12 protein-coding genes and 1 pseudogene are annotated in these 15,234 nt (G+C 54.4%); 12 read left to right on the top strand and 1 reads right to left on the bottom strand.

The window, feature by feature from the left end; translation table 11 throughout:
* Positions 1 to 182 precede the first annotated feature (182 nt).
* Positions 183 to 950, bottom strand: coding sequence for a MurR/RpiR family transcriptional regulator (locus BJQ97_RS15865; RefSeq protein ID WP_160157317.1), 768 nt, complete (start codon positions 948 to 950; stop codon positions 183 to 185).
* Between the two features lie 122 nt (positions 951 to 1,072).
* Between BJQ97_RS15865 and BJQ97_RS15860 the strand changes: the two genes are divergently transcribed.
* The 12 genes and pseudogenes from BJQ97_RS15860 to BJQ97_RS15810 all read left to right on the top strand — a co-directional run bounded on the left by BJQ97_RS15860 (position 1,073) and on the right by BJQ97_RS15810 (position 15,011).
* On the top strand, positions 1,073 to 2,416 hold the full coding sequence (locus tag BJQ97_RS15860; RefSeq protein ID WP_160157316.1) for a 6-phospho-beta-glucosidase: 1,344 nt from the start codon (positions 1,073 to 1,075) through the stop codon (positions 2,414 to 2,416).
* An 81-nt stretch (positions 2,417 to 2,497) separates the two neighbouring features.
* Positions 2,498 to 2,771 (top strand): annotated as a pseudogene (locus BJQ97_RS15855) (DUF4351 domain-containing protein); the annotation flags it as partial.
* 486 nt (positions 2,772 to 3,257) lie between these two features.
* On the top strand, positions 3,258 to 4,271 hold the full coding sequence (locus BJQ97_RS15850) for a sugar-binding protein (protein ID WP_160157315.1): 1,014 nt from the start codon (positions 3,258 to 3,260) through the stop codon (positions 4,269 to 4,271).
* Positions 4,272 to 4,427: 156 nt separating this feature from the next.
* Positions 4,428 to 5,900, top strand: a complete 1,473-nt coding sequence (locus tag BJQ97_RS15845; RefSeq protein WP_160157314.1) for a sensor histidine kinase — start codon at positions 4,428 to 4,430, stop codon at positions 5,898 to 5,900.
* The gene (locus BJQ97_RS15840) at positions 5,875 to 7,416 is read left to right on the top strand and encodes a response regulator transcription factor (RefSeq protein WP_160157313.1); all 1,542 of its coding nucleotides are present in this window, start codon (positions 5,875 to 5,877) and stop codon (positions 7,414 to 7,416) included. Before BJQ97_RS15845 ends, BJQ97_RS15840 begins: the two co-directional genes overlap by 26 nt.
* A gap of 336 nt (positions 7,417 to 7,752) precedes the next feature.
* Positions 7,753 to 9,048 carry an ABC transporter substrate-binding protein gene (locus BJQ97_RS15835; RefSeq protein WP_160157312.1) on the top strand — a complete coding sequence of 432 codons (1,296 nt, stop codon included), beginning with the start codon at positions 7,753 to 7,755 and terminating at the stop codon, positions 9,046 to 9,048.
* Positions 9,049 to 9,108: 60 nt separating this feature from the next.
* Entirely contained in the window at positions 9,109 to 10,080 is a 972-nt protein-coding gene (locus BJQ97_RS15830; RefSeq protein ID WP_160157311.1) for a carbohydrate ABC transporter permease, read from the top strand.
* On the top strand, positions 10,080 to 10,901 hold the full coding sequence (locus BJQ97_RS15825; protein ID WP_044732732.1) for a carbohydrate ABC transporter permease: 822 nt from the start codon (positions 10,080 to 10,082) through the stop codon (positions 10,899 to 10,901). The genes BJQ97_RS15830 and BJQ97_RS15825 overlap by 1 nt, the downstream gene beginning before the upstream one ends.
* A 161-nt stretch (positions 10,902 to 11,062) precedes the next feature.
* Positions 11,063 to 11,935 (top strand): ROK family protein, encoded by an 873-nt coding sequence (locus tag BJQ97_RS15820; RefSeq protein WP_160157310.1) that lies wholly within the window; start codon positions 11,063 to 11,065, stop codon positions 11,933 to 11,935.
* A gap of 418 nt (positions 11,936 to 12,353) precedes the next feature.
* Positions 12,354 to 12,494, top strand: a complete 141-nt coding sequence (locus tag BJQ97_RS17485; RefSeq protein WP_201451707.1) for a hypothetical protein — start codon at positions 12,354 to 12,356, stop codon at positions 12,492 to 12,494.
* Complete coding sequence (locus tag BJQ97_RS15815) at positions 12,487 to 13,410, top strand: TetR/AcrR family transcriptional regulator (protein WP_160157309.1); 924 nt, start codon at positions 12,487 to 12,489, stop codon at positions 13,408 to 13,410. The genes BJQ97_RS17485 and BJQ97_RS15815 overlap by 8 nt, the downstream gene beginning before the upstream one ends.
* Positions 13,395 to 15,011, top strand: a complete 1,617-nt coding sequence (locus tag BJQ97_RS15810) for an MDR family MFS transporter (protein WP_160157308.1) — start codon at positions 13,395 to 13,397, stop codon at positions 15,009 to 15,011. The genes BJQ97_RS15815 and BJQ97_RS15810 overlap by 16 nt, the downstream gene beginning before the upstream one ends.
* Positions 15,012 to 15,234: the final 223 nt, after the last annotated feature.

Here is a 15,234-nt window from a genome sequence, read left to right as displayed (position 1 = left end):
AAAAGGAACATATATTCTTGTTTATGTAACATACTGTTATAATCTAGAAACAATTGCCTTTCGGTCTCCTTTTGTTACAACCGAGCGCCATCCCCTTTACTTTTCCCATCAGGCGCGGTTTAGTAATAGTAGATGCGGCCAACAACAAGGCGATGGCGTTGCCGCGATCAGCAGAGCTGGGCTCAAACGGTTGAGCTGCTGTCCTTTCCGATCGTTTCCGTCTTCCGTCCCAGCAGCCGATACATTTCTTTCGCTAACCGTTCAAGCAAATAGACGACCGGCAGTTGCGTCGTTACGTCCGTCTGCCCGATCCGCTCCGGCGTGGCGTAGTATGTCAAGTTGTAGTCCGAGATGTTCGCGAGCGTGCAATGTTTCCGGTTGGTGATGCTGATGATCGTGCTGCCGTTTTCTTTGAACCGGTGCACTTGGGCGAGCGTATAGGACGTCTCTCCAGACACCGACAAGGCGATGACAGCGCAGTTGTGGAAATAATGGCCGTAAATCGGGAAGAACGGATCCTTGATGTAGACCGAAAACTTTTGAAAGGCGGAAAAATAGCGCGAGCCGTATTCAGCCAAAATGCCGGAGCTGCCCGACCCGACGAAAATGACGTGATCCGCCCGGGCGATCGCGGCTGCCGCATCGAGAATGGTCTGCTCGTAATCGGCGGTCAGCGTCCGCTCGAAAAATTCCGCAAGCGCCTCTTGACTGCTGATGACCGCGGTTCGCTTTGTTTCACGCAAATACAGCTTCCATTTTGTTTTAAATTCGCTGAACCCTTCGCAGCCCACCTTTTTGCAAAAGCGGAGCACCGTCGGCGGCGAGACATGGACGGCTTCAGCGAGCTCGCGGATGCGCATGTACGCGACTTCATGCGAATGTTTCATCACATAGTCGTAAATGGCGTAATCGAGCTCGGAGAACTGGGCGATTTGTTCTGGGGTAAACATCGAGACACCTCGCTTTCATGGACGGAACGGCGATAGCAGGGAAAGGATGGCGCTTTCAAACCCACTGGTTGATTCCTACATTGATTATACCATGCCCAACAGGGCGAAAGGGGAAGAGGAATATGGGGAAACGATTGAAAATGGCGACGATTGGCGGCGGGTCGAGCTACACGCCGGAGTTGGTCGAAGGATTGATCAAGCGTTATCATGAATTGCCGGTCGGGGAATTGTGGCTTGTCGATATTCCCGAAGGCAAAGAAAAACTCGAAATCGTCGGCGCGCTCGCCAAGCGGATGGTCGAAAAAGCCGGCGTGCCCATTGACATTCATTTAACGTTGGATCGCCGCCGGGCGCTTGACGGAGCGGATTTTGTGACGACGCAGTTTCGCGTCGGAGGTCTTGAGGCGCGGGCGAAAGACGAGCGCATCCCGCTCAAATACGGGGTGATCGGCCAGGAGACGAACGGCCCGGGCGGATTGTTTAAGGGATTGCGGACGATCCCGGTCATTTTGGACATCATCCGTGAGATGGAAGAGCTTTGCCCAGACGCATGGCTCATTAACTTCACGAATCCGGCTGGAATGGTGACAGAAGCCGTCTTGCGCTATACGAAGCAGGAGAAAGTCGTCGGCTTGTGCAACGTGCCGATCGGCATGCGCATGGGCATCGCCAAGCTGCTTGGGGTTGAGGCGGACCGCGTGCACATTGATTTTGCCGGCTTGAACCATATGGTGTTTGGCTTGCACGTCTACCTGGACGGCAATGAAGTGACCGACCAGGTGATCGACCTCATCGCCAACCCGGACCGCTCCGGCGTGACGATGAAAAACATCGTCGACCTCGGCTGGGAGCCGGACTTTTTGAAAGGGTTGAAGGTGCTGCCGTGCCCGTACCACCGGTATTACTACCAAACGGACAAAATGCTCGCCGAGGAGCTCGAGACGGCGAAAACGAAAGGGACGCGGGCGGAAGTGGTGCAACAGCTGGAAAAAGAACTGTTCGAGCTGTACAAAGACCCGAACTTGGCCATCAAGCCGCCGCAGCTCGAACAGCGAGGAGGGGCGTACTACAGCGATGCTGCCTGCAGCTTGATCAGCTCCCTTTACAACGACAAGCGGGACATCCAGCCGGTCAACACGAAAAACAACGGTGCCATCGCCAGCATCCCTCCGGAATCGGCGGTGGAAGTAAACTGCGTGATCACGAAAGATGGACCGAAACCGATCGCGGTCGGCGATTTGCCTGTCGCGGTGCGCGGGCTCGTCCAGCAAATCAAATCGTTCGAGCGCGTCGCGGCCGAGGCCGCAGTCACCGGCGACTATTACACAGCGCTTGTCGCCATGACGATCAACCCGCTTGTGCCGTCTGACACGGTCGCCAAACAAATTTTGGATGAAATGCTTGAGGCGCATAAAGAATATTTGCCTCAGTTTTTCAAACAGACCAAAGCAGCGGCCGGGCGCTGAACGGACGCTTGGAAAACGATTGACAAAGCCGCCCCATCGACAGGCGGCTTTGTCATTTCATCGTGAAAAACCGCACAACACTTAGAGCTTGATGAAGCGAAACAGCGGCTGTTGTTTGGATTTTTCGAGACGTATTTTCACTTGTCTGAGGAAGGGGAACTTCAATTGCGAAACGAGGTGAGCCAAATGGAAACGAAGGAAGCGAAAAAAGTAAACGATCTCCTGATCTCATACGAGCGGCGGGGAATGGAAAAAGGACGTGGCTAAGCGGATGTTGGCGAAAGGATATGATATGCCAACGATCTGTGAACTAACTGGGTTGCCAGCCGAGGCGGTGGAAAAGCTGAAAGAGTAAAAAGATGGAGGAGACGCCGTTCCGATGCAGCGAGCCTGTTTCGGAACGGCGTTTTTTTGCTCGCTCTGCGCTTGATGATGGGGATGGCCATCGCCGCATGCCGGATGATGCCGGCCGGACTGATCCCTATTTGTATTTCATATAGATGCAATTTGAAGTTTTACCATTTGCAGCTTTTATCGACTGTCGGGCGACCGAACAACGCCGCTTCCAGACCCATATATGGGCCTTTGAAGCAGGTGGTCGTTCGGTCTTCCGTCGCGCTTTGGCGCGACGGGGCAAGCCTGTGGCTTGCCTTCGACAGTCGAAAATGGACAAACCGCTTTTCCGTCAAGGATATGTTAAACTTCTTCGTTGCATCTATACAGCTTTTGCTGCCATTGAGAAGCAGGGGGAGCGGTGAGAAGGGAGAGGCACGGCATCCATTTTCTTTTGTCTAGGCTAGCGCCCCGACATTCATGTACAATGGCGGTAGGAGGGATCAAGATGCGCGATTGGTGGAAACGGATGTTTTACGGCGGCGGCATCGCCGCGCTGCTTGCAAGCGCTTCCTTCACCGTCTATTGCGCTTGGAACGTGTATGCGTATCCGGAGTCAGAGAAGGAGCGGGTTCCGGCAAAAGCAAAAGAGGCATACCATTTCGTGCTTGTGCCGGAGGAACTCGATAATGATTACTGGCGGTTGGTGGAAAAAGGAGCGAAAGCGGCGGCGAAAGAACTGGGGATTGATCTCGAGTATATCGGGCCGCGGCAGGCGAATATTGATGAGCATTTGCGCATTTTGAAAAAAGCCGCGGCAGCGAAAGTCGATGGGATCATCACCCAAGGGTTGACGGAGGCGGAATTTGTCCCGGTGATTAACGAAATCGCGGACAAGAATATTCCTGTGGTGACGATCGATACCGATGCCCCGACGAGCCGACGTGTCGCCTATGTGGGAACGGATAATTATTATGCCGGTTTTCTCGCAGGAAGGGCGTTAGCCGAGGATACGAAGGGCAAGGCGACGGTCGCGATTATTACCGGCAGTTTGACGGCGGCGCACCAACAGTTGCGAGTGCGCGGATTTGAAGATGCGGTGAAACAGGAAAAAGGCATCCGCATCGTCGCCATTGAAGAGTCGCACATTACGCGTGTGCAAGCTGCGGAAAAGGCGTATACGATTTTGAAAAAACACCCGGATGTGAATGCGTTTTACGGCACGAGCGCACTTGATGCGATCGGCATCGCCAAGGTGGTCGAGCAGTTCCATCGGGAGCGTCAAACGTATATTATCGGGTTTGATACGCTGCCGGAGACGATCCGGTACTTGCAAAAGGGGACGATCGCGGCGACGGTCGTGCAGGAGCCGTATGAAATGGGATACAAGGCTGTCAAAATGATGGCCGAGATCGTTGCCGGGAGAGACGTGCCGGCGGTGACGAATACGGAGACGAAAGTCATTCGGAAAAAAGACTTGCCGCTGCGCCCGGCGCGCAATTATGAGGTCAACACGCCATGAAGGCGGCTGCCAGTTCCACCGCGGGGAGGGGGCTAAAGGTTGGCGAACGCCGCTAAGGCATGAGAGAGGGCCGTCTTTGCTGTTCGAACACGTTCGGTTTGAAGCGGCAGGACGACGCAGGCGACAAAGCGCCGGTGACAGCGGGGTGGAATCGAGATGAACATTCGGACGAAGATGCTGCTTTGTTTTACCGTTTTTTTGCTTTTGCTCAACGGAGCGGTGTTTCTTTTATACCAGACGAGCGAAGAGATGATGAGCGATTATGATCAACGGATGCGCCGATTGTTGTTGCTGAATGAGGTGTCGCAGCGGGCAAACCGAATGATGGAACAGCTCAATGCGTACGTCTCGGAAAAAGAAGGGCGATATGCGCGCGCTTATGAGCGGGAGTTCCGCTGGTTGCAGCAGCACCGCCGGCAGCTCGGCGACCTCTTGCCGGTGCTGTCCGACCGGCTGGCGGCGGAAAACTATGAATATATGATCGAAAGCTTATTAGAGGAGGCAGCGCTGACTTTCTATCATTTTCAGGCGGGGAATATCGGCTTGTACTCGTCCCACTTGCATGAAACGATGAGCATTGCGTCCTTTTTGCAAGAGGAAACGTTAAACTTGATTGACGATGAGCTGACGGCCTACCAACGGCGGTACGATGAAGTGGAGCGGCGCAACCGTTATTTCCGCTATATGGGAGTGGGATTGTTTGTCACAACCTTGCTGCTTGGCGTCTTGCTGGCGGTGTTCTTTTCTGGCCACTTGACAAGGCCGATCATTCTTCTCTCGCGCGCGGCTCGATCCATCGCTGACGGACGGCTGGACGGGCCGGATATTGAGCCGATGACCAACGATGAGCTGCGGCTGCTCACGATGACGTTTAATGACATGCGCCGCAATTTAAAGCAATTGATTGCAGAAATGAAGCAAAAAGCCGAACTTGACCGGCTCGTCAAAGAGTTTGAGCTGAAAAGCTTGCAAAGCCAAATCAATCCGCATTTTTTGTTCAATACGCTGAACACGGTCGCGAAGATGGCGTACTTGGAGGACGCCCAGCAAACGTCGCGGCTGATTGAAGCGGTGGCGGCCATTTTGCGCTACAACTTAGGCGATTTGCAGCGGACGGTGACGCTTGCCGATGAGGTGCGCATCGCTCGTGAATATTTCTTCATCCAGCAGACGCGGTTTTTTGATCGGATCAAGTTTTCGTTAGAGGCGGAACCACCTTGCCTCGATCAACCGCTTCCGCCGCTCACGTTGCAGCCGCTGATTGAAAATGCGTTCATCCATGGCATTGAGACGTACGAGCAAGGAGCTGAGCTGTCCGTGTCCGTTTTCGCCGAAAACGGGCGGGTCGTTGTGGAAGTGCGCGACAATGGCGTGGGCATGGATGAGCAGGTGAAGGCGGAGCTTGATGTGTTGATCCGCGGCGAAGAACCGCCGGCGCGCCGCGAACAAGGGCGCGGTCATTCGACCGGCATCGGCTTGCGCAATGTCATTCGCCGGCTGCAGCTGTTTTACGGAGTGATGGATGTGGCCGAAATCGAGTCTGCACCAGGAAAAGGAACGACGGTGCGGTTATGGCTGCCAAGATGGCAAGGGGGGATGAACGGTGAAAGTGGCGATCGTCGACGATGAGGCGTTGGAGCGAAGAGCGCTTTGCAAAATGATCAACGACCATCTTCCGAACGTCGAGGTGGTCGCCGAGGGCGCCAACGGGCGCGAGGCCATTGACATTGCCAAGCAATATTGTCCGGATGTGATGCTCATTGACATCAAAATGCCCGGCCTTGACGGGCTGCAAGCAATCGAAGCGATTCGCCAAGACGGACTTGATCTCGAGTTCATTATTGTGTCGGCGTTTGATTTGTTCGACTATGCGAAACAAGCGATGCGGTTTGGCGTCAAGGAATATATATTGAAACCGAGCCGGAAGGAGGAGGTTATTTCGGCTTTGGAACGGGTCAGCCAAGAAGTGGCGGCCAAACGGCGACACGAGGAGAGCAACCGCCAGCTCGAGGAGCAGATTCGCCGGCTGCAGACACTTGTGGAAAGTGAATGGTTGTCGGCCCTTATGACAGAAGACGCATCGGCTGATGAATGGGAGCGGTGGAAGGAGCTGCTGCCGTTTTCGATTGCGTCGGGGATGTTTCTCGTCATTCACTTCCCGGACGCGGAGAGAGCGGACGAATGGAGAAGGTGGCTAGACAAGCAGCTTAGCGGGCAGGCGCCAACGCGCTATTGGATCGGGCGGATGGCGAACCGACGCCTGCCGGTCTTGTTTTTCCGCAGCCCAAACGATGGCGAGCCGGCCTGGAAGCCCGTCATCCAGGCATTGGCGCTCGATTTGGCGCGGCAGTTTTCGGCCCGGTACGGCGCTGCGCTGTATATCGGGCTCGGCTCCCCGTTTTCCCGCCTTGACCAACTTCGTTCCTCGTACTATGAGGCGCTGTCGGCTGCACATTATTACGCCGACCGGCAAAAAGCACAAGTGGGGTTTCTGCCGGCGGAAGCGACGCGCGCCGGTGGGGAAGCGGAACGGGATAAACGGCTGTTTGAAGCGCTGCGCCTTGGCGACATCGAGCAAGCACGGCTGATTGGTCTCGCGTATATAGAGGAACTGGCCTCTTCTCATTCATTGCCGGCCGCCGGTCGCAAAGCGGAAGAGACCTTTGTGTGGCTCGGGCGTCTTCTATCAGAGCTGGGCATTCGTTACGAGCGGCTCGCTTCCTTTTCTTCCTGCCGGTCGGCGGCAGAATTGAAGCGGGCTGCGCTTGATGAACTGGACCGCATCGCCGCTGATCTCGAGGTTTGGCGCCAGCAGCAAGCGTATGGCAAACTCGGCAAGGCGAAAGACTATATTGACCGCCACTACGCCGAGCCGCTGACGCTTGAGGAAGTGGCTGAACAAGCGGGCATCAGTCCGTACTACTTCAGCAAACTGTTCAAAGAGCATTTTGGCATCACCTTTATCGACTACGTGACGAACGTGCGCATCGAACGGGCGAAAGAGGCGCTGGCTGAGACTGATCAAAGCTTAAAAGAAATTTGTTTTCTCGTCGGCTACAACGACCCCAACTATTTCAGCCGCGTCTTTAAAAAGCAGACCGGCCTGTCGCCGAGCGAATACCGGAAAAAAGTACAGGCGCGCTGACAAGGGGAGTGCTGTCTCCAACAAAGAAGGTGGATGGCGAGTCAAAAGGAGAACGGACAAGTCCCGCAAACGAAGCGGGTTGCCCCGCCCTCTTCCGGCGCCCGAAACGAAGCCCGATCCCTTGATGGGGAGACGGGCTTCTTTCGCGCCATGGAAGCGAAATGGCTGCTAGCTGGTACCAGAGAGCCTTTTGTTTGCCCGACAGGAGAACGGAAAACAAAAAAGTGAAGAAAAACGCAAAAAAGTGAAGAAATCAAGCCGCAGTTTGATGAGCGGCGCATGGTACACTCAACATTGAAAGGGGTTTCAAAAAAACAGATGCAAAGGGGGAGAATCATGAGAAAGAAAGCATCCGCATGGCTCGCGCTGGCGCTTGGAATTGGGATGGCGCTCTCGGGCTGCAGCAGCTCGAACTCTTCATCCGATGACGCCAAACAAGGCGGCCAAAAAGCGGGAGAGAAGCTCGAGATTTTCAGCTGGTGGACCGGAGCCGGTGAGGAAGACGGCTTAAAAGCGCTCATCAAACTGTTCCAAGAAAAATATCCGGATATTGAAGTCGAAAACGCAGCGGTCGCCGGCGGGGCCGGAACGAACGCCAAGGCGGTGTTGGCGAGCCGCATGCAAGGAAACGATCCGCCGTCGACGTTCCAAGTGCACGGCGGAGCGGAACTCAATGAAGGCTGGGTTGCGGCTGGCAAAATGGAGCCGCTTAACGATTTATATGAAAAAGAAGGCTGGATGGACAAATTCCCGAAAGCATTGATTGACATGGTGAGCAAGGACGGCAACATTTACTCCGTGCCTGTCAACATTCACCGCGGCAACGTGCTGTGGTACAACAAAAAAATCTTCGCCGACAACGGACTAAAGCCGCCGAAAACGTTCGACGAGTTTTTCCAAGTGGCGGACAAGCTGAAAGCAAAAGGCATTACGCCGCTCGCCTTGGGTGACAAAGAGCCGTGGACTGCGACGCACCTGTTTGAAAACGTGCTCCTTGGGACGATCGGAACGGAAAACTACAAGAAGCTTTGGACGGGCGAATTGTCGTTTAACGATCCACAAGTGAAACAAGCCGTTGAGACGTTTAAGAAAATGCTCAACTATATTAACGAAGACCATAGCTCGCGCAACTGGCAAGACGCCGCCCAGCTCGTTGCCGAAGGAAAAGCGGCCATGTACGTGATGGGAGACTGGGTGAAAGGCTATTTTGTCAACGATTTGAAATTGAAGGTGAACCAAGACTTCGGCTATGCGCCGGTGCCGAATACGGAAGGCAAGTTTATGGTTATCACCGATACGTTCGGCTTGCCGAAAGGTGTGAAAAACCCGGACGATGTGAAGAAATTTTTAGCCGTGCTTGGTTCGGTGGAAGGACAAGATGCGTTTAACCCGCTGAAAGGCTCCATCCCGGCCCGCATCGACGCGGATCCGTCCAAGTACGATGAATACGGCAAACAAACGATGCAAGATTTCAAAACAGCGGAGCTGGCGCCAAGCTTAGCGCACGGTTCAGCAGCGCCGGAAGGGTTTGTCACGAAGGTCAATCAGGCCGTCAACATTTTCGTGACGCAAAAAGATGTGAAGACGTTCATCGACACGTTGGCATCGGCCGCAACAGAACTGAAGAAGTAATGGGAAAAGGGGACGGGAGCCATTCTCTTCCCCTTTTCGTCATCATAGGGAGGGATCCTAGTGGAAACGGTCAACATCACGCCAGCCGAGAAGGCAGCGGCTGTCCCCGCCGTGCGGAAAAAGCGAAAATGGACGGCCGATCATTGGCTGGCAGCAGCGTTTTTAGCGCCATCAGTCATTCTGATTTTCTTGTTTGTGTACGGGTTTATCGCTTGGACAGGGTATGTGTCCTTGAGCAACTGGAATTCGCTCGTGCCGGATTGGTCGTTTGCCGGGTTGAAAAACTATTGGTATTTGTTTCATGATTTCCGCTTCCAAGCCGATTTGCGCAATACGCTTGTGTTTACGGTGTTGTTTATCGCCGCTGTCATTGTGCTCGGACAGTTGCTTGCCATTTTGCTTGACCAGAAGCTGCGCGGCGAGTCGCTGTTCCGCAACATTTTCTTCTTCCCGATGGCCTTGTCATTTGTCGTCACCGGGGTCGTGTGGCAATGGCTGTTCAACCCGTCAACCGGCGTCAACTTGTTTTTAAAGCCGCTCGGCTTGGACTCCAAATGGTATACCGACACCACAATTCTCGGCGGATTTCATTGGGGCAAAATTGAATTCGGCATCCCGGTGGCCATCATTGCCGTCGTGGTTGCCGCCGTCTGGCAAATGACGGGATTTGCGGTTGCGATGTATCTCGCCGGCCTGCGCGCCATTCCGGATGAAGTGCGGGAAGCGGCGCGGATGGACGGAGCGACCGAGTTTCAATTGTATTGGAAAATCATTTTGCCGCTGTTGCGGCCGATTACTGTGAGCGTCATCATCATCATGGCCCATATTTCGCTGAAAATTTTCGACTTGATTTACGCCATGACCGGACCGGGAGCGAACTTTGTCACCGATGTGCCGGGAGTGTACATGTTTGAAACGACGTTCCGCGGCAACTATTATGCGAACGGCGCGGCGATCGCGATCGTGATGTTGCTGTCGGTCGCCATCTTCATCGTTCCGTATCTCATCTCAAGCCGCAAGGGGGGATCGTGATGGCGAGATCCGTGTGGGCGCGGCCGTTTTTGTATTTATTGGCCCTCGCCATGAGCGTGTTTTTCCTGTTGCCGGTGTATGTCATGATCGCAACGAGCTTGAAGCCGCTCGATGAAGTGACATTGGCCGACATGTGGAAGCTGCCGTCAACGATTGACTGGAGCAGCTACGCGACGGCGTTTGACAAGCTCGCCCCAAACTTTTGGAATTCGATTTTGCTCGTCGTGCCAGCGACGTTGTTATCCGCGCTGCTTGGGGCGCTCAACGGCTACGTGCTGTCGAAATGGAAGTTTAAAGGAGCGGATACGCTCTTTACGCTCATTTTGTTCGGCATGTTCATCCCGTATCAAAGCATTCTTATTCCGCTCATTCAGTTTTTGCGCGAAATCGGGCTGTACAACACGATCCCGGGGCTCGTGTTCGTCCATGTCGTCTACGGCATTCCAATTACGACGCTCATGTTCCGCAATTTTTACGCCGCGATACCGGATGAAATGATTGAGTCCGCGAAAATCGACGGTGCGGGGTTTGTCCGTATTTTCCGCTACATTATGCTCCCGCTGTCGATCACCGGCTTTGTCGTCGTGGCGATCTGGCAGTTTACAAACATTTGGAACGAATTTCTGTTCGCGGTGACGATCACGACCTCCGACAAACAGCCGATCATGGTCGCTTTGCAAAATTTATCGGGAAGCCAAATCGTGCAATGGAACGTGCAAATGGCGGGAGCCTTGCTCGCTGCGCTGCCGACCTTGCTCGTGTACATCTTCCTCGGCAAATATTTCGTCCGCGGCTTGCTCGCCGGTTCGGTGAAGGGGTGAGCCAATCAGCAGTGTAGATCCACAAACCCGGCAGACAATAGAATCGATTGCACTATGTTTCAAAAAGCCGCTGATCAGCGGCTTTTGTCATTGATGCCCTCTCCCTTTTTCTAGTAAGATAGATACAAGAAAAGAGCAGATGAAGAAAGCGAGGCGTACATATGATCCTAGGAGCGATTGAAGCTGGAGGCACGAAATTTGTCTGCGCCATCGGCGATGAACATGGGAACATCTATGAGCGGGCGGTGTTTCCGACGACGGCGCCGGAAGAGACGATGGCGCACGTCATCGACTTTTTCCGTCCGCACCGCATCGAGGCGATCGGGATCGGGTCGTTCGGCCCGATCGATTTGCGTCCGGACAGCCCGACGTACGGGTACATTACGAGCACGCCGAAACAGGCGTGGGCAAATTTCGATTTTGTCGGCGCGATGAAGCAGCATTTTCCCGTGCCAATCGGCTTTGACACCGACGTGAACGCAGCCGCGCTTGGCGAACAGCGCTGGGGAGCGGCGCGGGGGCTTGACAGCTGCCTGTACATGACGGTCGGCACCGGCATCGGCGTTGGGGCGGTCGTCGAAGGTCGCTTGCTGCATGGGCTCCTTCACCCGGAGATGGGCCACATGTTGGTCCGCCGCCATCCGGATGATGCGTTCGCCGGCGTTTGCCCGTATCATGGCGACTGTTTGGAAGGCATGGCGTCTGGCCCCGCGATTGAGCGGCGTTGGGGGAAAAAGGGGACGGAATTGGCTGACCGCCATGAAGTATGGGAGCTGGAAGCATTTTATCTTGCCCAAGCGATCGCCAACTACATCCTCATTTTATCGCCGAAAAAGGTGATCACGGGCGGGGGCGTCATGAAGCAGACGCACGTGTTGCCGCTTATGCGCCGTCATGTGCAGAAATTGCTTGGCGGCTATATTCAGCATGAAGCGATTCTTGAGAAGATCGATGAGTACATCGTTCTCCCAGGGCTTGGCGACAACGCCGGCATCGCGGGCGCGTTGGCGCTCGCAGCGGCGGCAAACGAATAGCTATATATATAGATGCAATTTGAAGTTTTACCATTTGCAGCTTTTATCGACTGTCGGGCGACCGAACAACGCCGCTTCCAGACCCATATATGGGCCTTTGAAGCAGGTGGTCGTTCGGTCTTCCGTCACGCTTTGGCGCGACGGGGCAAGCCTGTGGCTTGCCTTCGACAGTCGAAAATGGACAAACCGCTTTTCCGTCAAGGATATGTTATATAGAACGGCCGTTCACCGCCTTCGATCAAGTGGTGGGGCCGTTTTTTTTGTTTGAAGGCAGAGTTGTTGACTAATTGTTCAATAAATTTAGTTTGAAAAATGACTGTTTGGTCAAAAAAATATCGTTTTTGAGTTGCATATCTTTAAAACGATGGTTTATAATCATTTTGACCAAATGGTCATGTGGGGTATGGAGGCGAGGACAATGACCGATGTTCGACAGTTGATTGAATGGCTGCAACAGCAAGGTGTACGGGTTGATTTCGTGAAACCGCGCGCGGAGTTGCTGTCGTATCGGCAATGGTTGACGGCGAATGGGAAAGGAATGAGTCGTTGCCATGGATGAACGGCGCGCCCAATTTATTGAGACGGCAATGAAATTGTTTGCCGAAAAAGGGTATCATGAGACATCGATTCAAGATTTGGTCGAGGCATGGGGGATTTCGAAAGGAGCGTTTTATCACCATTTCGCCTCGAAGGAAGATTTGTTGCTGGCGGCGCTCCGCTACTACAGCGAAAAAATGGTCGCTGATTTCATGGCGGACGGTGGGGAAGGAACGGAAAAAGAGCGGTTTGTGCGCCAGCTGGCTGCCCATTTTTCTCACATTCGCGAGTACAAAGACTTTTTGCGTATGATGATGTCGGAGCAATTGCCGAAAGTCAATCCGGAAGTGGAACGGTATATGTTCCGCCAGCATGGGCGCCTTTTTTTATGGTATTGCACCCGTCTGGCGGAGGTGTACGGAGAGGAAGTCGGTCCGTATGTGTATGATGTTGCCATGATGACGAACGGCATGATCCGGCAATATTTGTTTTACTTCTTTTTTTGCGAGGAGGCGTTTGATGCGGACGAGGCGGCTCGTTTTCTCGTGCGGCGCATTGATGCGATTGTTGACAGCTTCACGGCTGATGAGCGCCCGCTTTTGACCGAGGAGTCGTTTGCGCCATGGATGAAACTGGAGGAGCGTGAGCGCGAGCGTCAGCGCGAGCGGCTGGCTTCGGCATTCGCCGCCGTCCGGGAGGCCGCCAACGGGCTCAATCCGAAGCAGGCGAACGATGTGCTTGAAGCCATAGCGGCGCTCGAGGAAGAGCTGCTTGGGCGCCATGAACCGCCGCGCGCCTATATCGTCGAAGCGATGCTTTTGTATTTGCGGCATCAACAGGCGCCTCAACTTTCGTCGGCTTTGGACGCACTGATCCAAGAAATGGAAGAGTATCAACGACTAAATGGATGGGAGAGAGGACTATGGAAAAAGCGATAACAGCGCCAGCGAGCACCATTCGTCATCGCCCGCTGTTCATCGCAGGGCTGATCATTGCGATGCTGTTTGCGGCATTGGACGGGACGATCGTCGGCACGGCGATGCCGCGCATTGTCGGGGAACTCGGCGGGCTCGGCGTCATGACGTGGCTGACGACGGCATATATGTTGACGTCAACGACGGTTGTGCCGATCGCCGGCAAGCTCGCCGACTTATTGGGCCGTCGGCTTGTGTATGTGAGCGGGCTTGTCATTTTTATGGCCGGATCAGCGCTTTGCGGCATGGCTAATGATATGACCGAGCTCATCATTTACCGCGGCATTCAAGGAATTGGCGGCGGGATTATGATGCCGATGGCCATGGTCGTCATCGGCGACGTATTTACCGGCAAGGAGCGGGCGAAATGGCAAGGGGTGTTCGGCGGCTTGTACGGCCTCGCCTCTGTGCTCGGTCCGCAAATCGGCGGCTTTATCGTCGACCATTTGAACTGGCGCTGGGTGTTTTACATCAACTTGCCGGTGGGAATTGTTGCGACGGTGTTGATTGCGATGGGATTAAGCAAATATAAAGCCGAGGGTCCAGTCAAATTTGACCTTGCCGGCATGGCGACGTTGACGGTGGGCGTCGTCAGCTTGCTTTTGGGGCTGACGTTTGGCGGCGACCGATATCCGTGGGGGTCGTGGCAAATCGTCTCTCTCTTTGTGGCCGCGGTTGTCTTTTTCGCTTTGTTCGTTTGGGCGGAAAAGCGAGCCGAGGAGCCGATCATTCCGCTTTGGTTGTTCCGCAATCGGACGTTTACGCTGCTCAATGGCATCGGCTTTTTCATGAGCATCGGCATGTTCGGTGCGATTATGTTCGTGCCGTTTTTTATGCAAGGCATTGTCGGTGTGAGCGCCACCCAATCCGGGACGATTATGACCCCGATGATGATCACGATGATCATCGGCAGCGTCCTTGGCGGCCGTTTGGTGTATCGAATCGGAGTGAAAACGCAGCTCGTCGCCGGCATGATCATTATGGCGTCAGCATTCGGGCTGCTTGGCACGATGGATGTCGATACGTCAAAATGGACGGCGACGTTGTATATGATTATTCTTGGACTTGGCACCGGCTTGGTCATGCCGATTTTGACGCTCGCTTTGCAAGAAAGCTTCCCGAAATCAGAGCTTGGCGTTGTCACCTCGTCGAGCCAGTTTTTCCGCTCGATCGGTGGGACGTTCGGCATGACAGTGCTCGGCGCCATCATGAACCATCGCTCCAGCACCTTGCTTGATGAAAGGCTTATGCCGAAGCTTGAAGCGTTGCCGGCGCAGGCGAAAGGGCTTGTCGACCGCTTTGCCGATATGATTCATACCGACCCGCAAGGCTTGTATTCTGTCTTGCTCAGTCCGGAAGCGATGGCCAAGATTCCAGCGCCGCTGCGCGACATGTTCGTGCCGGTGCTGAAGCAGTCGCTTGTCGATTCCCTGCAAGCCGTCTTTTTGTTCGGGCTCATGTTTATCGCGGTGGGCTTGTTGTTGGTGTTCGGTTTGAAAAGGATCACCTTGTCTGATCGGACCGAGGCGATGAAGCAGTTGAAGCAGGCAAAGGAGAAGGCCTAGCGGCATGCGAGTGAAGAAAAGAAAACGGCGGACCGCGCCTCATTCGCTCAGGCGGCGGGCCGCCTTTCTTTTTGGCGGCGATGAACAAAACTCCCCCGGAGCGATGAGGCATCCGGGGGCGAGGTGCCAATGGAAGCCGGCGGCTCGCTCCGTGCGGCCCATTTCGCCATGCGGTTTCGCATCGACGTGATGCCCGGCGCATGGCGGTTTCACGGTGACGATC

The organism is Geobacillus sp. TFV-3, assembly GCF_009901865.1.
Classification (GTDB): domain Bacteria; phylum Bacillota; class Bacilli; order Bacillales; family Anoxybacillaceae; genus Geobacillus; species Geobacillus thermoleovorans_A.
The sequence above is the reverse complement of the archived record's forward strand: the minus strand, read 5'-3'. Positions and strand labels throughout refer to the sequence as shown.